Source organism: Streptomyces sp. 549, assembly GCF_030124175.1.
GTDB lineage: Bacteria > Actinomycetota > Actinomycetes > Streptomycetales > Streptomycetaceae > Streptomyces.
This window is the reverse complement of sequence record NZ_JASKMT010000010.1, coordinates 146,627-167,702: the sequence shown is the minus strand read 5'-3', so window position 1 is coordinate 167,702 and position 21,076 is coordinate 146,627. Positions and strand designations below refer to the sequence as shown.

Below are 21,076 nucleotides of genomic sequence, written 5' to 3'. Positions count from 1 at the left end.
CCCGCGGGCGGCACCGCACCGGCTCGGGTCAGCCGACGGAGGAGAGGAACTGGGTGGCGGCGAGTTCGGCGTAGAGCGGGTCGGCGGCGACCAGTTCGGCGTGGGTACCCACCGCCTTGACGGTGCCCGCGTCCATGACGACGATCCGGTCGGCCATCGTCACGGTCGACAGCCGGTGGGCGACGACCAGCACCGTGGTGTGCCGGGCCGCCTCGGCGACGGTGTCCCGCAGCGCCGCCTCGTTCACCGCGTCGAGCTGCGAGGTCGCCTCGTCCAGCAGGAGCAGTCGCGGGCGGCGCAGCAGCGCACGGGCGATGGCGACACGCTGCCGTTCGCCACCGGAGAGCTTGGTGCCGCGGTGGCCGACGAGGGTGTCCAGTCCCTGCGGCAGGGAGGCCACCAGGCCCGTCAGCCGCGTCGTCGCCAGAACCTCCCGGAGGCGGTCCTCACCCGCGTCGGGGTTGCCGAGCAGCAGGTTGTCCCGCAGTGAACCCGACAGCACCGGGGCGTCCTGCTCGACGTAGCCGATGGCGGCGCGCAGCCGGGGGATCTCCCAGTCCTGCACGTTCCGGCCGTCGACCAGGACATGGCCGCCGGTCGCGTCGTAGAACCGCTCGATAAGTGAGAACACCGTGGTCTTGCCTGCGCCCGAGGGCCCGACGAAGGCCGTCATGCCGCGTGGCGGCACGGCGAAGTCGACGCCGCGGTGGACGGGGTCGAGGTCGTCCGCGTAGCTGAAGCTCACGTCGCGGAACGCCACGGAGGCGGGTTCGGCGCCCGGTTCGGGGAGCGGCGCGGGCGGGAACGCCGGTTCGGCGGGGAGCCGTTCCGCCTCCTGGATGCGTGCGACGGCGGCCGAGCCGACCTGGTACTGGGTGATGGCTGCGACAAGCTGCTGTATCGGGGACATGAGGTAGAAGACGTAGAGCAGGAACGCCACGAGCGTGCCGACGTCGATCGCGCCGGTGGCCACCCGCGCGCCGCCGAAGCCCAGCACGGTGATGAACGCGACCTGCATGGACAGGCCGGCTGCGTTTCCGGCGAGGGACGACCACAGCGCGGCGCGCACGCTCATCCGCCACGACTCGCGGGCGGCGGCGTGCACGGCCTCCTCCTCGCGGTGCTCGGCGCCGGACGCCTTGACCGTGCGCAGGGCGCCGAGGACACGTTCCAGCGAGGCGCCCATCAGTCCGACGGACTCCTGCGCGCGTTTGCTGGCCCGGTGGATGCGGGGGACGATCACGCCGACGACGGTGGCGGCGAGCACCACGACGGCCACCGTGACGCCGAGCAGTGGCAGATCGACGACACCCATCATCACCAGGGTGGCCAGCAGCGTCAGTCCGCCGGTGCCGAACCCGACGAGGGAGTCGGTGGTGACGGCACGCAGCAGGGTGGTGTCCGAGGTGACGCGGGCCATCAGGTCCCCGGGCTCGCTGCGGTCCAGGGCCGTGATGCGCAGCCGCAGCAGGTACGAGGCGAGGGCCCGGCGCACGGAGAGCACGACGGACTCCGCGGTGCGCTGGAGCACGTACGAACCGAGGGCGCCCAGCGCCGCGTTGGTGACCACCAGGGCCGACATGGCTATCAGCGCGCCGGTGATCGCGCGGTCGGCGGAGAGGTTGTCGATCAGCTGCCTGGCCACCAGTGGCAGCGCCAGGCCGGCGGCTCCGGTGAGCAGGGACAGCAGCGCGCCGAGCAGCAGCACCCACCGGTAGGGCCGGGCGTATCCGAGCAGCACCCGCCACGCGGGGGTGGCGCCGTCCGGTCCGGCGTCCGGCTGTGCGGCTCCGGCGCTGCCGTGGGGCGCGGCGTCGCCGCCGGGGGGCGGCGGGGGGAACGTCGTGGTGTCTGGCTGGGTCGCCACGGATGGGGCCGCCTTCCTCGTCCTGCCTGGTGGAGTTCCCACTCTCCCTCAGGACGCCGTCGTGTCCCCGCCGGTTGACCGCCCGCGCGGGCGGGAGGCTCGTGCCGGGTACTCGGAGCGGCCGAAGTGCCACGGTCCGCCGGAAACGCGCGGGTCGATTCTTCGTCAGCACCCGTCGGCGTCTGGGAGCATGGCCCGCGAAGACCGCTCACTCCGGAGGATCCGTGTTCTCTCCCCGCCGCTCCACTGCCACCCGCGCCGCCGCGTTCGCCGCTGCCTCCGTACTTGCCCTCGCGGGCTGCGGACTGGACATATCCGACCTGGAGGACCCGAAACCGTCGTCGAGTGACAGCCCTTCGGCGGGCGGGGACGGTGAGGGGACTCCGCTGGGTGAGGCGCTGGAGCAGTTGGAGGTGGCCGAGGAGAAGCGGGACGGCTACGACCGGCGGTTGTTCAAGCACTGGACTGACGCCGACGGCGACGGCTGCGACACCCGGCGCGAGGTGCTGATCGCTGAGGCCGTGTCCCCGCCCGAGCAGGGTGACCGGTGCGCGATCAGCGGCGGTGAGTGGCTGTCGTACTACGACGGGGAGACCGTCACCGACGCCGCGAAGCTGGACATCGACCACATGGTGCCGCTCGCGGAGGCGTGGGACTCCGGCGCGCACTCCTGGGACGACGACCGCCGTGAGCGGTTCGCCAACGACTTGGACGCGGACGCCAGCCTTGTCGCCGTGACCGCCCGCAGCAACCGGTCGAAGGGTGACAAGGACCCCGCCGAGTGGCTGCCGCCGGCCAAGGACACGCACTGCACGTACGCGGCGGAGTGGGTCGGCACGAAGCTGCGCTGGAAGCTCAGTGTGGACACAGCCGAGAAGGCCGCCCTTGGCACACTCGCCGATTCCTGCACCGACACCGCGGTCGCCATCGAGCCCGCTCCCTGACCGGCGGACTCCACGGTCATAGCGCATCCCCAGGGCGAGAGTGCACGCCAGCAGGCCTATCCCGCCTTCTCCTGACGTCTGGTCAGCGGGCTGGGCAGCCGCCGGTCAGGCTGCCCAGCCCGTCGCCTTTCCTCGGCCCGCGCGCGAGCGGTCGTCGGGCGAACCGTCCCGACCGGTGGACGTCGCTCAGTCGGCGGCGGTGCGGACGCGGCGTTCGATCCCGTCCAGCCGTACTCTCCGAGGAGACAGTGTTCCGGGGCTACGTCCAGCACATGTCCGGCCAGGTAGGACGAGTCGACGTCGTAGATCACGCCCTTCTGCTCCAGCGGGTGGCGCGGCAGCGGTCCAAGAACGCGCTCGGCCTTCTCTGCCGAACCAATGGTGTGGACGGCTGTGACGGCGGCCAGCACCGGGACGATCGACAGAGCCACCTCCCAACCCGCAGGCAGGTCCGCGCCGGTGGCCGGCGTCCCGACGACGACCAGCCCGGAGCGCACCCCCAGTGCGTTCCACAACTCCAGGGAGCGCATGCGCAGGTACCCCAGGAGGAACCAGAACGCGAATCCGGAGGCGAACTCCCCGGCGTCCGCCTGGGCGACCCCCAGGCCAGGGCGAACAGCACCCCCTGGGCTGTCACCACCGACATCCCTCGCCATCGGGCACCCAGGACAGAACTCGCGGGAGCGCTGGCGGCCCGATGCCGTGGCCGAGGAACTACGGGTCATCGACGAGGATCTCCACTGCACGCCCCGTCACCGTGTTCGGGCACGACTTGGACCGGCTCGAGCAGGCAGCCGGGATGGGGCTGGCGCGCGGACTGTTCGTGTGGGTGCAACCACGCCTGGTCGACGGGAGCAGGACGAGATCGTGGCACGGCTGGCGCGCGCACCGCCGCGTTCTGCGAGCGACTGCGGGCCGAACGCCCCCGGCCGGGTCGGCCTCAACGTGGGTTGTGAACTGACCCTCTTCGACCAGGGCATCATGCCGGGGCGCACGTTCGGGCACCGCACTGCGCTGCTGGGCCCGCTCTACTTTCTGAGGCCCGTGTTCGACATCCGTCTCAACCGGCTGCTGCGACGGTTGGGGCGAAGCGCCCGGGACGCGGGCTTCGACGGTCCCCTCACCTACGGGTCGGGCACCTGGGAGTCCGTCGACTGGTCCCGGTTCGACATGGTGGGTGTCGACTACTACCTCGACGCCGGTACCCGGGGCGACTACCGCGGCGGGTTGCGGTCGCTACGCCGCTGGGACAAGCCGGTACTGGTCACGGAGTCCGGGTGCTGCGCCTACGAGGGCACCCGGGAAGCGGGCGGAGGTGGCGCGGACATTCCGGACTGGAACGATTCGTCCGACCGCAGGGTGAAGCCGGGGTACCTGCGCGACGAGAGCGTGCAGGCCGATGCCATCGAGGAACTGCTGGACGTGTACGAGACCGAGGAAGTCCACAGGGCCTTCGTGTGCATGTTCCTGGAAGGAGACCGCCGCTACTCCGACGATCCGGAACGTGACCAGGACAAGGCGAGCTTCGGCATGGTCCGTCCGCCGTCGCTGGAGTCGGGCCTGCCCCCGACGACGGCTGCCGGGGGCCGAAGGAGGCGTTCCATGCCCTGACCCGCCGCTACGCCGCCGCACCTGAACCTGGTTCCCGTCGGACCCGCGAGTGACGGCACTGTCTCAGCGTGCGGTTGTCCCGACGACCCAGCGCCGTGATCGTCTACCGTGGTGGACCGCGAGCAGGGCGCGGCGCCCCGCGTGCACGTGGTGACGTGGAGTGCGGGGGGGGCGGCGGGCCTGCACGATCCGTACCGAGGTGGCGTCCCGCCGCAGAAGGCGTCTGCTGTGTTCCGTACCTACCTGCTGCCCGTAGAGGCCGCGGTGTCGCTGTTCCCCCTGATCGCCGCGCTGTTCCTCGGCCCGGCCGCCGTGCGCGGCTACCGCAGACGCGGGCGGGCGGGCGGCTGGTCGGCGCTGGTCTTCTACAGCTTCGTCTTCTATTTGCTGGCCGCCGTGCTGCAGACGGTGATGCCACTGCCTGCCGACACCGACGCGCACTGCTCCACCGCGCGTTACGCGGCGAGCCCGCAGCTGCAGCCGCTGGCCTTCGGCACGACGGTGTCGTCCGCCGCCGGGGGCGACTGGTCACCCGCGAACCTGCTGACGCTGACGCCCACCTGGACGACGCTGCTCAACGCCGTGCTGCTGCTGCCGCTGGGCGTGTACCTGCGGTACTACCTGCGCAGGAAACTGCTGTCGGCGACACTGCTGGCGTTCGGCACGTCGCTGTTCTTCGAGACCACGCAGTACACCGGGCTCTGGTTCGTCTACGACTGCCCCTACCGGCAGTTCAACGTCGACGACCTGCTCCTGAACACCGGGGGCGCGGTGGTGGGCTGGCTGCTGGCCGGCCCGCTGGCCCGGGTGCTGCCGCGCAACGACCCGGCCGGTGAGCGCCTGCGCTACGGAAGCCGGATCACGCTGACCCGACGGGCGTTCGCCTTCGCCACCGACCTGGCGGGCTGGCTGGTGGTGTGGACGACGGCCACGGGCCTGCTGGCCGTGACGGCCGGCTGGTCCACCGGGCGCGGGCTGGCGCTGCCGATCGGTGCCGGGCTGGGGCTGGTGTGGTTCTGGTTGCTCCCGGCCGCCACCGGTTGGACGCCGGGCAAGCGGGCGGTGCTGCTGCGCGTGACCCGGCCGGACGGTGGGCGTGCCGGGCCGCTGCGGGTGAGCGTACGGGCGTGGGTGCTGTACTCGCCGCTCGCCCTGGGCTGGCTCGCCGTCGCGGCGCATCGCGGCGCGGTGTCGCTGCCCGGGCCCGCGGAGCAGTTGCCGCTGGCAGCGGTGGTCGCGGGCACGCTGCTGTGGGGGTGGGCGGTGCCGGCGATCGTGCTGAGCCGCGATCACCGCGCCCCGTACGAGCGTTGGTCGGGCACCGCCAACCGGGCCGTGCCGCACCGTCACGAGCGCGCCGCCGACCGGTCCGGCGGCGGCTCCGACCGTTCCACCGGCAGTTCCACCGACCGGCTGCCGGACAGCGGGGCCGGCGACGGGTGGGAGGAGGACGGCGACGGCGGGGACGCGGTTCCCGGGCCGCCGTCGTCGCCCGGGCCGTTCGGTGCCGCTCCGCAGGTGGACAGGCGGCGCTGACGCGCCCCGGGCCCCGCGTCGGCGCAGAGAACCGGCGGCCCCGGCCCGTGCGCAACGCGGGTCGGGGCCGCCGGTGGTGCGGGGCGGGTGGTCAGGCGAGGGCGTAGATGCCGGTGGCGAGAGTGAAGCCCATCAGGCCGATGGTCGTCTGCATGACCGTCCACGTCATCAGGGTCGTCTTGACGTCCATGCCCAGGAAGCGGCCCACCAGCCAGAACCCGGAGTCGTTGACGTGGCTGGCGGTCACCGAGCCGGCCGCGAGGGACAGCACGATCGCCGCCACCTCCACCGAGTTGAAGCCGCCGGACATCACCACCGGTTGCAGCAGTCCGGCGGCGGTGGTCAGCGCGACGGTCGCGGAGCCCTGCGCGATGCGCAGCGCGGTGGCGATCAGGTAGGCCGCGACGACGACCGGCAGGCCGAGGTCGGACAGCGTGTCGGAGAGCGCGTCACCGATGCCGCCGGCGCGCAGCACGCCGCCGAACATGCCGCCGGCGCCGGTGATGAGGATGATGGCGGCGACCGGGCCGAGTGCGGAGTCGGTCAGCTTCTCCACGACGTCACGGCCCCGCCCGCGCCGGGTGCCGAGCACGTAGCTGGCCACGAACACGGCCACCAGCAGGGCGATCGGCGTGGAGCCCAGCGCCCGCGCCACCTGGTACCAGCCGGCGTCGCCGTCGACCCAGCCGATCACCCGGGCGGTGTCGAGCCCGGTGTTGGCGAAGATCATGGCGAGCGGGAGCAGCAGCAGCGCGATGACGGTGCCGGGGCGCGGCGGGTTCTCGTCGTGCTCGGCCTGCGGTCCGCCGGTCAGGATGTCGGGCACGGGCAGCACGATGCGCTTGCCGACCCACAGTCCGAAGAGGTAGCTGGTGACGTACCAGGTGGGGATGGCGATGAGGAGGCCGAGCAGGACGACGAGGCCGACCTCGGCGCCGAGCAGTTCGGAGGCCGCGACCGGGCCGGGGTGCGGCGGCACGAAGATGTGCATCACGGAGAAGGCGCCGGCCACCGGGAGCCCGTAGCGCAGGATCCCGCCGCCCAGTCGCCGGGCCACGGTGAAGACGATCGGCAGCATGACGACGAGGCCGGCGTCGAAGAAGATGGGGAAGCCGAAGAGCAGCGAGGCCACGCCGAGGGCCAGCGGAGCGCGTTGCTCCCCGAAGCGCCGGATGAGGGCGTCGGCGAGCGCCTGGGCGCCGCCGCTGACCTCCACGAGCCGTCCGAGTATGGCGCCCAGTCCCACGAGCAGGGCCACGCCGCCGAGCGTGCTGCCGAATCCCTGGGTGAGGGTGTCGACCACCTGGCCGGCGGGGATGCCGGTGGCGAAGGCGGTGAGCAGACTGATCGTCACCAGCGCGAGCAGGGCGTGCACCCGCAGTTTGATGATGAGGAACAGCAGCAGGGCGATGGCGGCGGCGGCGATGCCGAGCAGGGGGCCGGCACCGAGCGTCTGCGTCCACGCGTCGGTGGTGTCCATGGGAAGCTCCGTTGCTTTCGGGGACATGGGTGGGGCGGTGGGGCGGCGGGGTTCTGTCCAGGGCGGGAGGGGCCGCCGGTTGGAGGGGCCGGGTCAGGTCGCCGGGTTCCGGTCGGGCGGTGTCCGGTCGAGGCCGAGCGCGGTGAGGGCGGCCTGCGTGATCTGCTCGGGGGTCTGGTCGAGGCTGACCGTCACGCCGTTCTCGTCGGGGGCCAGCGGTTCCAGGTCGGCGAACTGGGAGTCGAGCAGGGTCGCGGGCATGAAGTGGCCGGTGCGCAGGTGGAGTCGGCCGGCGATCAGCTCGGCGGTGCCGTCGAGGTGGACGAACCGGACGTCTGCGGCGGCCTCGCCCAGCAGGTCGCGGTAGCGGCGCTTGAGTGCCGAGCAACTGACCACGGTGGGGGCGCCGATGCCCGCGCGGGCATCGATCCGGTCCCGGACGACGCGCAGCCACGGCAGCCGGTCGGCGTCGGTGAGCGCGATGCCGGCCGCCATCTTCTCGATGTTGGCTCGGGGGTGGAACGTGTCGGCTTCGACCATGTCCGCCCCCAGGTGGTCCGCCAGCATGCGGGCGATGGTGCTCTTGCCCGCGCCCGAGACGCCCATCACCACCAGGGCAGTCGGTGCCACGACCCCTCCTCCTCGAAAGGTGATACCAATTGCCGAAAGGTAACACCATTGCGTCGGGCGGGGAAGGGTCCGGTGTCGGGATACGCTTTCGAGGTGGCCATACGGAACGGTGATCGAAGCGGCGACCAGGCGGGGAACAGCACCGAGGTCCTGCACCGTTCCGTTCTCGACACGCTCGGCCTGGAGATCACCGGCGGCGCCCTCGAGGACGGCCACGCCCTGACGCTGGACGGCATCCAGGAACGCTTCGGCGTCTCCCGCACGGTGGCCCGGGAGACGATGCGCATCTTGGAGTCGATGGGGCTGGTGGTGTCCCGCCGCAGGGTGGGCATCACCGTGCAGGCACCCTCCTCATGGCACGTCTACGACCCGCGCGTCATCTGGTGGCGGCTCGCCGGTCCGGGCCGGGACGCGCAGCTGCGCTCCCTGACCGAGCTGCGCATCGCCGTGGAACCGCTTGCCGCCGCCGCAGCGGCCCGCTCCGCCTCCCCGGGCCAGCGTGAGCGGCTGGTCCGCCTCGCGCAGGACATGCGCGGCCACGGCGAACGCGGGCGGCTGGCGCCGTTCATGGACCTCGACGTGGAACTGCACGCGCTGCTGCTCGCCGCCAGCGGCAACGAGATGTTCGTAGCCCTCACCGACGTGGTCGAGGCGGTGCTGAGGGGGCGCACCCAGCTCGGCCTGATGCCGCACCACCCCGTTCCCGAGGCGCTCGACCTCCACGAGGAGGTGGCCCGCGCGGTGGCGGCCGGCGACCCCGCGGCGGCGGAGCGGTCGATGCGCCACCTGCTCACCGAGGTCCGCGACGCCATGCCCCCGCCGCGCGGGGCGCCCGCTGCCCCCTCCCCCGCCGGGAGCGCCGGCTCAGTCGGTGAGCAGGCGCTGCGCGGTGAGCGCGAGTGAGATCTCCACGGCGTCCGACGGCCGGCTGAGGCAGCGGCCGGTGAGCTGCTCGAAGCGGCGCAGCCGGTTGAGCACCGTGTTGCGGTGGCAGTAGAGCCGCCCGCCGGCCCGCTGCGCCGAACCGTCGGCGTCCAGCCAGGCCGTGAGCGTCTCCAGCAGCAGCTCCCGGTCGGCGGGGTCCAACCGGTCCAGCGGGCCGAGCACCCGCTGGACCAGGGCCGCGCCGAGTCCGGGTGAGGAGACCACCAGCGCCGCTGGCAGGTGCGCGTCCAGCAGCGTGATGCCGCCGTCACGGGGGCAGGCGCGCAGCGCGGTCTCCGCCAGCTGCCGGCCCTCGCCGAGCGCGGCGAGACCGGTCACCACCGAACTGACACCCGCCCGCAGCCCCTTGGGCACCTCTGTGAGCGCCGCCCACTCGGCCAGCTGCTCGGCGGGGCAGCGCACCGGAACCTCCTCGTCGTCCCCGTCCGGACCGGGAGCCTCGGCGGCGAGCACCTCGGGCGCGGCAGGCGGCTCATCGTCCGCCGGCAGCAGGACGATGGCCCGTTCCGCGGCGGGACCGGTGTGCCAGAGCACGCGCAGGCCCGGCGGCAGCCGCAGCGGCGGCACCGCGGTGGGCCGTGGCGCATCGCGGACCCGCTCGACGACCAGGACGGCGTAGCGGCCGTGGAGGGGCAGACCCAGGACCGCGGCGGCGTCGGGCAGGTCGGCGATGCGGGCGGTGCCGTCCAGCAGGGCACCCGTCATCAGCCGCAGCTGGTTCTCCCGGCGCCAGGCGAGCCGACGCTCGGTCTCCCGGTAGGCGTCGGCCACCAGACCGCAGTGCTCGTCGACGAAGTTCCACACGTCGGCGGCGACGTGGACGAGGAGCGGGATGTCGCCAGGGTGGCTCCGGGTGGTCTCGTCCACCAGGCCCTGCCACACCATGGCCCCGCCCAGGCGGAAGGCGTGCAGGACGGCGTCGAGGGGCACACCCAGTTCGGCCCGGCACGTCCCGATGCGGCGCGTGGTGCGCCGGGCCTCGTCCCTGGACTGGCGCGGGCGGATCAGTGAGCCCACGTTGTGGGTGAGGGAGCAGTGCACCTCCTGCCAGACGTCGGAGACGTCCCGGTCGATCGCGGAGCGGTAGGAGGGCTCCTCCTCGCGGAGCGCGGCGACCAGCCGGTCGGTGAGAGCCGGCAGGTTGTCGAGCAGGGCCTGCGCGGCGCGGTGCAGCACGGCGACGGCTTCCGCGTCGACGAGGGAGCGGGTGCGGGGCGGGCCGGCGTGCGGCGGCGCGGGCAGCCCCCTGACACGGGAGCGGATGACGTGCTGCATGAAGGGGCCTCCACCGGCGGTCGGGGTTCGCTCCGGCACCGCGCGGCACGAGTCCCGTCCCGCGCACGCCGGATCATCCTGACGCCCGCAGAATGACATACCGCCCAGTCGGTACCTAGAGGTCTGCGGCATCCTTCTCATCACGGTCCAGCAACCGGGCCAGCTCCACCCGGGAGCGGACCCCCAGCGTGGCGAAGACGTTCCGCAGGTGGTGGTCGACCGTCCGAGGGCTCACCGACAGGCGCAGGGCCACCTCCCGGTTGGTCGCGCCCTCCGCCACGCACCGGGCGATGCGCTGCTGCTGGGGCGTGAGGGTCGCCAGCGGGGCGGAGGAGCGGCGGTGGCCGCCCACGACTTCCCCGGCGGCGCGCAGCTCACCGCGGGCCAGCGCGACCCAGGAGCGCGCGTCGGACCTCTCGAACGCCATCAGCGCGTCCCGCAGCGGCCCGCGCGCCTCCCGGGTACGCCGCCTGCGGCGCAGCCAGCGGCCGTAGACCAGTTGGGTGCGGGCCCGTTCGAAGTCGCCGCCGCAGCGGTCGTGCAGGGCAAGGGCCTCGGCGTAGCGGTCCGCGGCCTCCTGCGGCGGGGCCAGCAGGGCCCGGCAGCGGGCCAGTTGGGCAGGGGCCTGCGGGTCGGCGGTGTTCGCGGCCCAGTCGGCGAACTCCTCCACCACCGGCCGGGTCTCCTCCCCCCGGCCGGTCAGTACGGCCGCCTCCACGAAGCAGGGGACGGCGAGCATGCGGGCGGCGAAGTGCCCCTGGCTGGGGCCGGGGCCGACCAGGGGGAACAGGCGGGCGGCTGCCTGCCCGGTACGGCCGGCGGCCAGCTCGGAGCGGGCCAGCGCCCAGGTCGCCAGGGTCGCGGCCTGGTGGAGGCCGTGCACGTTGGCGAGGGCCGCCGCGGCCTCGGCGTGCTCGCCGCAGGCCGCCGGGTCCGCCTCGACCGAGGCGGCGAGCGCCAGCACCGCGTGCAGATGGGCGACGGCGTTGCGCTGCCCGGAACGGTGGGCGGTTCCCAGACCCTGCTGAGCGTGGGCGCGCGCCTGCGCGTGGCGGCCGGCCCGCAGCTCCGCGTAGGCCAGGTGCTCCAGCGCGCCCGGCAGCAGCACCTCCGGGCCGTGCGCGCGGACGGCGGCGAGCGCCCGGGTCCCGATCCGGCAGGCCGCGTCGACGTCACCGAGCACCAGCGCCGCTCCGGCGGCCCGCAGCAGTGAGGCCGTTCCGGCCCGGGTGACGAGCCGGCCCTCGCGCGGCCGGTCGACGGTGCCGCCGCGGCCGCCATCCGCTGTATCGGCGTTCTCCAGGCAGCGGCGCAGCAGGGCGTGCCCGGCAGCGGTGCGGCCGGTGAACAGCTCCAGCAGCCCCGCCCGGAAGCGGTCCAGTTCCGGTTCCGGACAGGGGGCGGGGATGCGTGCCAGCGCCTGGCGGCAGGCGGTCACGTCACCCCCGGCCCAGGCCGCGTGGAAGGCGCCGAGCAGCGCGTCGGTGACCCGCTCGGGTTCCTGCGGGCCGAGCAGGTCGGCGGCGGTGAACAGGGCTTCCTTGGCGTCGGCCACCGGACCGTCGCGCAGGTCCAGGTGGCCTTGCACGAAGTGGGCCAGTGGTGGGGCGGGCACTCCGCGCACCCGGGCCAGCAGGGAGCGCGCGAGGCCGGCGTCGCGGGCCAGCCACGCCTGCTCAGCCGCGGCGGCCAGCCGCAGGTCACGCAGTTCCAGGTCCTCGGTGAGGGCGGCGGCGCGTGAGAGTGCGGCGCAGCGGTCGGCGGGCGGGCGCGGCTCCTCGGCGGCCGCGGCGAGCTGCCGGGCGAGTTCCTGCGCGTCGCCGTCCGCCGCGCATGCCTGCTGGATCAGCCGGGGCAGGGACCGGCCCGGGCCGTCCAGGACGGATGCCAGCAGGCGGTGCGCGGCGCGTCGGCGCACCGTGGGTGTGCCGCGCCGGACGGCCCGGCACAGCAGGGGGTGGGTGAAGTGCACGCGTTGGGCGTGGACGCGGGCCGCTCCGGCTGCCTCGGCCGGGCTGAGTCGGCCGATGTCGATGCCGGCGCGCCGCCCGGCCCTGACGAGCAGGTCCAGCGCGGTGCCGGCGCCGGCCGGCTCGTGCTCCTCCGCCGATGCGGCGAGCAGCAGCAGTTCGCGGGTGTCGGCCGGGAGCGTGCCGACCAGCGCGAAGTAGGCGTCGAGGACCGGGTCGCCGCCGGGCAGCGGGTGCGGCAGCGGGCTGCGGGCGGTGCGCTGGTCCGCGGTGAGGGCGCCCAGCAGGGCGGCCAGCAGTGCCGGGTTGCCCACGCCCTCGCGGACGAGCTCGGCGCGCACCGCCGGGTCGAGGCGGTCGCCGCCCGGGACGCCGCTGCCGAGTGCGTCCAGCAGCGCCCCGGCCGCAACGTCGTCGAGCGGCCCGAGCCCGAGTGTCGGCAGCCCACCCAGGGCCGCCGATCCGTGGCGGACGTCGGCGGCGGTGAGCAGCAGCGCCACCGGGCAGGAGGCGGGCAGGCGGTGGGCGGCGGAGACGAGGGCGGCCCGTGAGTGGGCGTCCCAGCTGTGGAGGTCGTCGACGCACACCACAAGGGGGGCGCGGTGGGCAGTGAGAGCCTGCAGCAGACCGAGAAGGCCGGCCGGTGAGGTGACGGTGCGCAGCACCTCCTCGGGCGGGGCGGGCAGCAGTTCCGGGCCCGAGCAGAGCAGCGCGTGCAGCCCGCTGTAGGGCAGGGACCGCTCCGCCGGGAACGACGCGGTGTGCAGGACGCGCCCACCGGAGTGCCGGGCCAGGGCGTGGTCGACCAGCGCGGTCCTGCCCAGGCCGGGTGGGGCGGCGAGCAGCAGCGTGCCGCTGCGTCCCGCTGCCGTCTGTGTGAACAGCGTCTTCAGGACGGCCAGTTCCCGGCTGCGGCCGAACAGCCGGAGCGGCCTGTCCCCGGTCGTCGTGGGGGTCACCGCCTCAGGTTACGACCGGGTAAAGACCGCCCGGAAGGCCCGCGTCCGCGCGGCTGGGAGCTCCCTCACCGGTCGTGGGCATGCTCCCACCTGCGGGCGCTTCCGCTTGTGCAGCCGCACAGGCGGGTCGGGAGGCGCCCGGCGGCGGGGTGACGTGCCCCGGGCCGGGGCGGGCGGTCGCGGGAGGTCAGGAGGTGTGCGGGCAGCTGCCGCGGTACTCCGCGATGGTGCGGCTGGGCTGCGGGATCGGGCAGAGGAACTGCTCGTAGCGGGTGTCACGGTCGATGAAGCGCTTCAGCCACGAGATGCTGTACTTCGCGATCGTCGTGTTCGACGAGATCGGCGCGAAGTGGTTCTCGTTGTTCAGCTCGAGGTAGGCGCGGTCGAGCGAGGACGGCAGCGACTGGTAGAACGGCTTGGAGTGGGACGAGACGGGCGCGACGGAGTCACCGTCCGCCCCGATGATCATCGTCGGGGTGCGCAGCTCGGGCCAGGTCTTGTCGGTGTGCCAGCCGGTGAGCGGGATCGCCGCCTTCAGAGAGGTCCGGCTCTTCGCGGCCTCCAGGGAGCCGCCGCCGCCCATGGAGTGGCCCATGACGCCCAGCCGGGTGGCGTCCACCCTGGTCCGCACGGAGCTGCTGCCCGTCAGGTAGTCGAGGGCGGCCAGGAGCTGGCGGCCCCGGCTCGCCGGCTGGTCCAGGGTGCTGTTGGTGTCGATGGTGAAGACGACGAAGCCCTGCGAGGCCAGCCGCGGCCCCAGCCAGGAGATGGTGGACTGGGTGCCGGTGTAGCCGGGTGAGATCGCCACCGCTCCGAAGGTGCCGTCGGAGGTGGTGGTCGGGTAGTAGATCGTGCCTCCGCCGAAGCCGCTTGCCCGCAGGGAGGACACGGAGGTCTGGCTGACGGCGTACGGGCCGCGGCTGGCCTCGATGCTGGCGACGGTCGGGGCCGGGCCGCGCTCGTAGGGGTTCTGCGCTGCCTGGGCGCTCGGCAGGAGTCCGGCGAAGAGGCCGACGGCCGCCGCCGCGGCGGCGAGCCCCAGTTTCACCGTCCGGGAGCGTGACTTGGCGGGTCGGTGGCGGGTGGGGGCGGCGGGGTCGCCGGAGAGCAGGTGCTGCTGCACGATGGGGGGTCCTCTCGTCCTGACGGGGACCACACCGGGGCACGGGTTGCTGCGTCCTGAAGCCGTGGGGAACGCCCCGGGTGGTGACCGCCGTGTTGGCTGATGGCCTCCACAGTCGTGGCGGAGGGAGGACCGCACATCGGCAACTTCACCAGTCTCCGCGCGGCGCGGGGCGACGCGGCACTGCGGCGCGGCGCGGGCGCGGCGGGGGCGGTTCGGGTACTGCGGGCCGGGCGAGGCGGGCGCGGTGGGGCCGCCGGGGGTCAGACGCGCCAGGAGCGGATGCGGTCCGCGGCGTCGTAGATACCCGCCGTGCCTTCGAGGATCTCGCGGGCCAGGTCGACGAGCGCGCCGTAGGGCGGGTCGATGCCCTCGCCGCTGATGTGCATGTAGGCGACCGCGGCGGCGCAGGCGAAGCGCAGGTTGCCCGCCGGGAGCGGTTTCAGCAGGGCCAGGGTGTGCAGCAGCGCGGCGGCGCGCCAGGCGGGGTCGGAGTCGGTGCCCAGGCGGGGCGGGTCGACCCGGTGGCGGGCGACGGCGGCGACCAGCGCGGAGAAGTCGGAGACGGCGGGCTGCTCGGGGAGGACTTCCTCGTGCCGCTGCAGCAGCCAGGGCACGTCGATGAAGAGATCGGGGGCCATCAGGCGACGGCGCGGGTATGCGGCTCGTCGTCGGGGAAGGCCCGTGCGAACTCCTCGGCGTGCTCGCGGAAGAAGCGCCGGAAGACCTCCGCGCCCTCCTTCAGCGCCCGGTGGCGCGCGATGTCGACCGTGGTGGCCTCGCGGACCAGGGCCTTAAGGGTGAGGCCGCGTTCCTGCGCGATCGCCCGGAGTTCCTCGAGCTCGTCGTTGCTGAATTCCACATTGAGCGCTGGCATGCCTCCACGGTACCGACGCAGTACCCGGCTGACAATAAGAGCAGGTCAGGCACTGGTCGTTGAGGTACCGCAGCGGGCGGACGGGGTCCGGCCCTGGGGTCGGGGCGGGCGGGGTGTGCGAGGCTGTCGGCCGTGCTGCGGGTGAGCGGGCGCCGGGCCTGGGCGGTGGGGTGTGCGGCCGCGGGCGGCGGGCGTTCAACGGCGGGGCGAGACAACCGCCACATGCCGTTCGGCTCATCTGTCGTTGCCGGGGGCCACAGGTTGGGTCCAGGATTTCCGTTATCCCGGCCGGGGCTCGCGATCTCCCAGGTGTCGGAGAAGGAAAGCAGTGGAGTCGGAGAGGGAAGTGGGCTGGCGTGAGCAGGGAACGTGAGGCATCGACGATCGCGGCGGCGCAGGCTGGGGACCAGCGGGCGCGGGACGAGCTGGTCGCCGCGTACCTGCCGCTGGTCTACAACATCGCCGGCAGGGCGCTGCACGGCCACGCGGACGTGGACGACGTTGTGCAGGAGACGATGCTGCGGGCGCTGGCCGGCCTCGCGTCGCTGCGCGAACCGGACAGCTTCCGCTCGTGGCTGGTCGCCATCACCATGAACCAGATACGCCGGCACTGGCAGAAGCACGCCGCGCAACCGCACAGTTCCCTGCACGACACGCACGACGTGGCCGATCCCGGTGCGGACTTCGTCGACCTGACCATCGTCCGGCTCGGTCTGAGCGGGCAGCGCCGGGAGGTCGCCGAGGCCACCCGCTGGCTGGAGTCGGAGGACCGGGCGCTGCTGTCGCTGTGGTGGCTGGAGGCGGCGGGTGAACTGACCCGTGAGGAGGTGTCGCGGGCGGTGGAGCTCCCGCCGCAGCACACCGCGGTCCGCATCCAGCGCATGAAGGCCCGCCTGGAGACGTCCCGCGCGGTGGTGCGGGCGCTGACGGCCGTGCCGCGCTGCGCGGAGCTGGACCGTGAGCTGGCGGCCTGGGACGGGGCTCCGTCCGCCCTGTGGCGCAAGCGTCTCGCTCGGCACTCCCGGGAGTGCGCCGACTGCGCCCGCCACGGCGGAGGGCTCGTACCCGCCGAGGGTCTGCTCGTCGGCATCGCCCTCGTCCCGCCCGGTGCGGGGCTGCTCGCCTCCCTCTCGGTCCCGCCGGAGACGGTGGCGACCGCCGCGGTCTCCCCGGCCGGTGCGGCGGACACCCGGGCGGACGGCTCGGCGGACGGGCCGGTGGAGGGCTCAGCCGGCGGTGCGGCCGACGGCGGGACGACGCTGCGCGGCCGGCACGGCAAGGCCCACCGCGGCCGGCGGCGCCGCCGGGTCGTCGTCGCCGTGGCGGCGGCGGCCACCGTGGTCACCGCGATCGGGGCCGGGCGGATGCTGCTGGACCGGTCGGAGGACAGCACGTCGGTGAAACCCGCCGCGGCGCCGTCGCCGGAGCCGTCGGACACCACGGAGCCCTCGCCGTCGGCGCCGCCGAAGTCCGCGTCGCCCTCCGCGTCGCCGTCGCCGTCCCCGAGCGCCCCCACCAAGGCGGCCGAACCGAAGGCCGCCTCCAGCTCCTCCTCCGCGCGGCCCTCGCCGCCCCAGGCCGCGCCCGAGCCGCCGCCCGCACCGAAGACCGAGGGCCGATCGGCGGCGCCCGCTCCCGCCGCGCCGCCGCAGGCCGGGCCCGGTGGCACCGCCCAGCAGGTCATCGCGATCCTCAACCGGGAGCGGGCGAAGAACGGTTGCGGCGCGGTGCGCTCCAACAACCTGCTGGCCTCGGCCGCGCTCAAGCACTCGCAGGACATGGCCGCCCGTGACTACTTCTCCCACACCGCGCCCGACGGCAGCGGCCCCGGCGAGCGCATCACCGCCGCCGGCTACCGCTGGAGCACCTACGGGGAGAACATCGCCCGCGGCCAGCAGACCCCCGCCCAGGTGATGCAGTCCTGGATGGACAGCCCCGGCCACCGGGCCAACATCCTCAACTGCGCGTTCAAGGAGGTCGGCATCGGCGTCCACCAGGGATCCGGCGGCCCGTGGTGGACACAGAAGTTCGGCGCGCAGTAAGCGCGACGGGGGCCGCCGGGGCGGAGGCGGAACGGACGGGGCGGGCTGCTCCGCCCGGGCGGTGCCCCGCCTGGGTGCTGAGGCGGGTCAGACCCGGTGGCCGGGCGGGAAGCCGGTCCAGCACAGGTCGGCGGGCAGGTGGCGCAGGTCGTTCTGCACCACGAGCGTCGCGGGGCGGCCGGGCCGGTAGCGGATGACCGTGAGGGCGGCGTGCGCGTGGTTGAGGCCGAACCACCGCCACCGCGGTGCGTCGAGCGCCGCGCGGATGAGCCAGCCGATGAGGAAGTTGTGCGTGATCAGCAGTTCGTGGCGCGGCTCGTCCCCCGACGCGGTGCCGGTGAAGCGGCGCAGCGCCTCGCGGGCCAGCGGCGGGCCCGACTCCCGTTCTGCGGCGGAGAAGTCCGCCACCCACTCAAGGACCTGCTCGGCGCACTCGGCGGGCAGGTCCGCACGCTGCGGCAGGTACGGGAGGTAGTCGCCGGCCGCTTCCGACAGGTGCACGGGCACGTCCGGCAGATGCCGCGCGACCCGCCGCGCGGTCTCCGCCGCCCTGGGCAGCGGGCCGTGGTGGACGGCTGACAGCGGCACGTCCCGGAGACGCCGGCCGAGCAGGTCCGCCTGCTGCCGCCCACGCTCGGACAGCTCCTCCTCGTCGGGGGTCGCCTCGCCGTGGCGGGCGATCCACAGGTACCTCTCGGCGGTCGGCTGCACGGGACGCGCCCTCCTCGGTGGTGACGCGGTCGTGTCCGGTCACCACTGGGGACACCGCTGGACGCTCGGTGGTTCCCCGCTCCGGGCGGGCGTCGACGGTTCACCGGGTCTCCGGCCTGAACGGCCGGGGTTCAGCTCGGCGGCGCGGAGAGCGGGTTCTCCCGGAGTGCGGCCCGCCAACCCGGGTGAGCCGGGCCGGCTGACGGGCACCGGCCCGCCTCACCCGGCCGGCGGCACGGTTCCCCGCTTCCGGGTGGCCGCAGGGCGCGGACCGGCGGAGGGCACCGGCCGGTCCGCGTCCCCTGCATGTCAGTCCTTCTCGTAGCTCCTGAGCGCCAGCCCCAGGCAGAAGAACGTCGGCGCCCACTCGCCGACGAAGATGCCCCAGCGGTCGGCCCGGTCGGTGGTCTCCGCCTTGGCCGAGACCGCCCAGGACACCACCGACAACCCGATCGACGCAAGCCCGGCGGTATAGGCGTGCTCACTGCGCACTCCGCTGTCACTGAGCCACTTGACCAGCATCACAGCTCTCCTTCTGTCGAACGTGGAAATACCTCAGATTGCGACAAAACATCTGAGATCATGACTTTTCGAGTATCGACGGGGAGGAGTGCTCCCGCACCCGGGGGCCGGTACGGCGCCGCCGGGTGCGGGTCCGGTTCAGGAGCGGGGCGCGGTGGGACGGTCGGCGAACCGGGCCAGGGCCCGCAGTGGCGCCGACCGCCCGGCCGTCGGTACCGACCACAGCGTCTGGCCCCGCACTCCCCAGGTCTCCAGCAGGACGTTCGCCGCCTGGAAGCCGGTCGTCGCCGCCCGCTCCATGAGCGCCACCGGCAGGTCCGGGCGGACCAGGTCGCCGGCCACCGTGAGGTGCGGGTGCGGGGTGCGGACGGTGGGACGGTCCGTCCAGCGGCCGACGGGGAAGAGCGGGCAGTCGTCCCGCCACTCGTGCCGGATGTCGACGATCTTCGCGTCACGGGTCTCCGGGTACACCTGGTGCAGTTGCTCGACCAGGTGCTCCTGCGCGGCCTCGCGGTCGGTGTCCGTCACGGCGTAGGCGTGCAGCTCGACGACGGACCCGCCGTGGGCCGCGGCCCAGCGTGCGGCTTCGCCCTCCCACAGTTCCAGCACGCTGATGTTGTCCAGCGAGCCGAACCCGCCGGTCCCCAGGAATCCGGGCCGGTCGGCGCGGACCGGGCGGTCCAGCCACAGCCGCGAGACCAGGAACGGCGGCGCGGTGCGCAGCCGGTCGACGCGGCCGCGCCACGGGCCGTCCCCCAGGTCCGGGGAGCGGCCCACGACGGCGCGCAGTCCTCCGGTGTCCAGCGCCAGCACGACGGCGTCCACGTCCTCGGCCGCCCGGGTGCCGCTGTGCACGGTGAAGCCGCCGTCCGGCCTGGGCCGCACCGAGGTGACCGGGGTGGCGGTGCGCAGTTCGGCGCCGTGGCCCTTGAGGTAGTGGGCCAGCGGGTCCCACAGGGCCTGCGGGTAGGGCTCGTTCGGGACGTCGAAGAGCAGCCCCTCGCTGGACCCGAGGAAGTAGATGTGGAACATCAGGACCAGCTCGGCGGCGGACAGTTCGCGCGGGTCGGCGAAGAAGCTGCGGGAGAACACCTCGAAGGCGAGGTGGCGTGCGCTGGCGGGGAAGCGGATGGAGTCCAGGTAGTCCATCGCGCTGACGCCGTCGAGCTGCTCGTACACGTCGGGGACCCGGACGTCGAACAGCGGCAGCGCGGACCGCGGCGACATCTGCAACAGGTCGCGGGGCCGGAAGGACCTGCTCAGCGCGGTGAAGGCGACGGCGTTCCACGGCGGCGTGCGCGGCACGTGGCGGAAGCTGTCCCTCAGCCCGTCGCGGTGCACGAGCGGGTAGTCGGGCATGCCGCGCAGCATGCCCAGGCCGCCGTCCACCCTGCGCAGCAGGCCGCGCAGGTTGTAGTACTGGCGGAAGAAGGCGTGGAAGCCGCGGCTCATGGTCGGTGTCGAGCCGTCACCGAGGCCGGTCGGCCAGCCGGCGAGGCGCCCGCCCAGCTGCGGGTCGCGCTCGTAGAGCGTGACGCGCACGCCGCGTTCGGCGAGGCCGGTCGCCGCGGCCAGGCCGGCGATGCCGCCGCCGACCACCGCGGTGCGGGGGGCGGGTGTGCCGGCCCGGGCGGCGCCGGGCGCGGGGGTGATCACCACGGCGCCGCGGTCGCGGCCCCGGCGGGCCGCAGCCGGGCGGTGCGGGCTGTTCATGCGGGCTCCTGGGTGGTGTGCGCGGGAGTTGCCGGGTTGTCGCCGCCGTGGCGGGCCGGGGGTGCGGCGCCGACCGCGGTGTGCACGATCCCCCACTGCCAGCCCGTCGTCGGCAGCACCCGGACCTGCTGGAACCCGGCCGCCCGCATCCGGTCGCGGAAGGCGCCCGCGGTGTCGAAGTCGACGACGCTGCGCCACAGGTGCCGGTAGAGCGGGCCGTCGCCGCGCAGTGCACCGAGGGGGATCACCCCGCCCCAGCAGACGGCGTCCCACAGCTTTCGGTGGGCCGGGGCCCCGCTCAGCGTGTACTCGTGCACTGCGAGCCGGCCCCCGGGCACCAGCAGCTCCCGTGTGGTGGCGAGGACGGCGTCGGGGTCGGGCACGTTGCGGAAGAGGTAGGCGGCGAAGACCGCGTCGTAGCCGGTACCGGTGACCTCCGCCGGCAGCTCCTCGGCGGTGGCGTGCACGAACTTCACCCTGCCCGGCCATTCCTTGGCGCGGGCACGCCGCAGCATGCCCTCGGAGGCGTCCACCGCCGTGATGTGCGCGTCCGGCGCGTGGTGCAGCAAGGCCGCGGTGGAGGCACCGGTGCCGCATCCCAGGTCGAGGATGCGCAGCCGGGAGCTGTTCCGGGGGAGGCCGAGCCGCCCGGCGGAGCGTCTCAACTGGCTGTGGTAGCCGGGGTTGAGGGCCACGAAGCGGTCGTAGAAGGCCGCGCCGTCGTCGAAGGCAGAGCTCAGGTCGCGGTCGCGCAGCAGCGCCACAGGGTCTCCAGGGGTCGGGGTCGGGTCGGTCGTCCCGGGGTGCCGGGCCGTTGGCTGGTGCCGCGGGTCAGCCTCCCGCGGAGGCGGACGGGGCGCAGGGCGGGCAG

At 74.1% G+C, this 21,076-nt stretch carries 18 protein-coding genes; 5 read left to right on the top strand and 13 right to left on the bottom strand.

Features of this window, described 5'->3' with window-relative positions; translation table 11 throughout:
• Positions 1–28: 28 nt before the first annotated feature.
• Entirely contained in the window at positions 29–1,741 is a 1,713-nt protein-coding gene (locus QNO07_RS14480) for an ABC transporter ATP-binding protein (protein WP_502961847.1), read from the bottom strand.
• 350 nt (positions 1,742–2,091) lie between these two features.
• Between QNO07_RS14480 and QNO07_RS14475 the strand changes: the two genes are divergently transcribed.
• Positions 2,092–2,811: an HNH endonuclease family protein gene (locus QNO07_RS14475; protein WP_283992391.1), complete on the top strand. Its 720-nt coding sequence runs from the start codon at positions 2,092–2,094 to the stop codon at positions 2,809–2,811.
• A 56-nt stretch (positions 2,812–2,867) separates the two neighbouring features.
• Here QNO07_RS14475 and QNO07_RS14470 read toward each other — a convergent pair whose 3' ends face one another.
• A complete protein-coding gene (locus QNO07_RS14470) occupies positions 2,868–3,467 on the bottom strand; it encodes a hypothetical protein (protein ID WP_283992390.1) in 600 nt (199 codons plus the stop codon).
• Between the two features lie 211 nt (positions 3,468–3,678).
• Between QNO07_RS14470 and QNO07_RS14465 the strand changes: the two genes are divergently transcribed.
• The gene (locus tag QNO07_RS14465) at positions 3,679–4,422 is read left to right on the top strand and encodes a glycoside hydrolase family 113 protein (RefSeq protein ID WP_283992389.1); all 744 of its coding nucleotides are present in this window, start codon (positions 3,679–3,681) and stop codon (positions 4,420–4,422) included.
• Positions 4,423–4,650: 228 nt separating this feature from the next.
• Positions 4,651–5,958 (top strand): VanZ family protein, encoded by a 1,308-nt coding sequence (locus QNO07_RS14460; RefSeq protein WP_283992388.1) that lies wholly within the window; start codon positions 4,651–4,653, stop codon positions 5,956–5,958.
• A 91-nt stretch (positions 5,959–6,049) separates the two neighbouring features.
• On the opposite strand, the gene QNO07_RS14455 is transcribed toward QNO07_RS14460, so the two are convergent.
• Positions 6,050–7,438, bottom strand: a complete 1,389-nt coding sequence (locus QNO07_RS14455; RefSeq protein ID WP_283992387.1) for a GntP family permease — start codon at positions 7,436–7,438, stop codon at positions 6,050–6,052.
• Positions 7,439–7,531: 93 nt separating this feature from the next.
• Entirely contained in the window at positions 7,532–8,044 is a 513-nt protein-coding gene (locus QNO07_RS14450) for a gluconokinase (RefSeq protein WP_283992417.1), read from the bottom strand.
• A gap of 117 nt (positions 8,045–8,161) precedes the next feature.
• Between QNO07_RS14450 and QNO07_RS14445 the strand changes: the two genes are divergently transcribed.
• A complete protein-coding gene (locus QNO07_RS14445; RefSeq protein ID WP_283992386.1) occupies positions 8,162–8,971 on the top strand; it encodes a FadR/GntR family transcriptional regulator in 810 nt (269 codons plus the stop codon).
• Here QNO07_RS14445 and QNO07_RS14440 read toward each other — a convergent pair.
• The 5 genes from QNO07_RS14440 to QNO07_RS14420 form a co-directional block, all read right to left on the bottom strand.
• On the bottom strand, positions 8,933–10,288 hold the full coding sequence (locus tag QNO07_RS14440; RefSeq protein WP_283992385.1) for a PucR family transcriptional regulator: 1,356 nt from the start codon (positions 10,286–10,288) through the stop codon (positions 8,933–8,935). The two genes, QNO07_RS14445 and QNO07_RS14440, sit on opposite strands and share 39 nt — an antisense overlap.
• 115 nt (positions 10,289–10,403) lie before the next feature.
• Positions 10,404–13,217: a LuxR C-terminal-related transcriptional regulator gene (locus tag QNO07_RS14435; RefSeq protein ID WP_283992384.1), complete on the bottom strand. Its 2,814-nt coding sequence runs from the start codon at positions 13,215–13,217 to the stop codon at positions 10,404–10,406.
• A 187-nt stretch (positions 13,218–13,404) separates the two neighbouring features.
• Positions 13,405–14,340, bottom strand: a complete 936-nt coding sequence (bdeA, locus tag QNO07_RS14430; protein WP_283992383.1) for a bis(hydroxyethyl) terephthalate hydrolase — start codon at positions 14,338–14,340, stop codon at positions 13,405–13,407.
• A gap of 263 nt (positions 14,341–14,603) precedes the next feature.
• Positions 14,604–14,981: a toxin Doc gene (locus QNO07_RS14425; RefSeq protein ID WP_283992382.1), complete on the bottom strand. Its 378-nt coding sequence runs from the start codon at positions 14,979–14,981 to the stop codon at positions 14,604–14,606.
• A complete protein-coding gene (locus tag QNO07_RS14420; RefSeq protein ID WP_283992381.1) occupies positions 14,981–15,217 on the bottom strand; it encodes a hypothetical protein in 237 nt (78 codons plus the stop codon). The genes QNO07_RS14425 and QNO07_RS14420 overlap by 1 nt, the downstream gene beginning before the upstream one ends.
• A 356-nt stretch (positions 15,218–15,573) precedes the next feature.
• Here QNO07_RS14420 and QNO07_RS14415 point away from each other — a divergent pair, with 356 nt between their 5' ends.
• Entirely contained in the window at positions 15,574–17,259 is a 1,686-nt protein-coding gene (locus tag QNO07_RS14415) for a sigma-70 family RNA polymerase sigma factor (RefSeq protein ID WP_283992380.1), read from the top strand.
• Positions 17,260–17,346: 87 nt separating this feature from the next.
• Here QNO07_RS14415 and QNO07_RS14410 read toward each other — a convergent pair whose 3' ends face one another.
• The 4 genes from QNO07_RS14410 to QNO07_RS14395 form a co-directional block, all read right to left on the bottom strand.
• On the bottom strand, positions 17,347–17,970 hold the full coding sequence (locus QNO07_RS14410) for a histidine phosphatase family protein (protein ID WP_283992378.1): 624 nt from the start codon (positions 17,968–17,970) through the stop codon (positions 17,347–17,349).
• A 309-nt stretch (positions 17,971–18,279) separates the two neighbouring features.
• Positions 18,280–18,492 carry a hypothetical protein gene (locus QNO07_RS14405; protein ID WP_283992377.1) on the bottom strand — a complete coding sequence of 71 codons (213 nt, stop codon included), beginning with the start codon at positions 18,490–18,492 and terminating at the stop codon, positions 18,280–18,282.
• 138 nt (positions 18,493–18,630) lie between these two features.
• Positions 18,631–20,205: an FAD-dependent oxidoreductase gene (locus tag QNO07_RS14400; protein ID WP_283992376.1), complete on the bottom strand. Its 1,575-nt coding sequence runs from the start codon at positions 20,203–20,205 to the stop codon at positions 18,631–18,633.
• Positions 20,202–20,969, bottom strand: coding sequence for a class I SAM-dependent methyltransferase (locus QNO07_RS14395; RefSeq protein ID WP_283992375.1), 768 nt, complete (start codon positions 20,967–20,969; stop codon positions 20,202–20,204). The genes QNO07_RS14400 and QNO07_RS14395 overlap by 4 nt, the downstream gene beginning before the upstream one ends.
• Positions 20,970–21,076 lie beyond the last annotated feature (107 nt).

Excerpts from the sequence above, each read along its gene's own strand:
- QNO07_RS14450 (WP_283992417.1), bottom strand. The coding sequence starts at position 8,044 with ATGGGCGTCTCGGGCGCGGGCAAGAGCACCATCGCCCGCATGCTGGCG.
- QNO07_RS14470 (WP_283992390.1), bottom strand. The coding sequence starts at position 3,467 with ATGGCGAGGGATGTCGGTGGTGACAGCCCAGGGGGTGCTGTTCGCCCT.
- QNO07_RS14405 (WP_283992377.1), bottom strand. The coding sequence starts at position 18,492 with ATGCTGGTCAAGTGGCTCAGTGACAGCGGAGTGCGCAGTGAGCACGCC.
- QNO07_RS14440 (WP_283992385.1), bottom strand. The coding sequence starts at position 10,288 with ATGCAGCACGTCATCCGCTCCCGTGTCAGGGGGCTGCCCGCGCCGCCG.
- QNO07_RS14425 (WP_283992382.1), bottom strand. The coding sequence starts at position 14,981 with ATGGCCCCCGATCTCTTCATCGACGTGCCCTGGCTGCTGCAGCGGCAC.
- QNO07_RS14420 (WP_283992381.1), bottom strand. The coding sequence starts at position 15,217 with ATGCCAGCGCTCAATGTGGAATTCAGCAACGACGAGCTCGAGGAACTC.
- QNO07_RS14400 (WP_283992376.1), bottom strand. The coding sequence starts at position 20,205 with ATGAACAGCCCGCACCGCCCGGCTGCGGCCCGCCGGGGCCGCGACCGC.
- QNO07_RS14455 (WP_283992387.1), bottom strand. The coding sequence starts at position 7,438 with ATGGACACCACCGACGCGTGGACGCAGACGCTCGGTGCCGGCCCCCTG.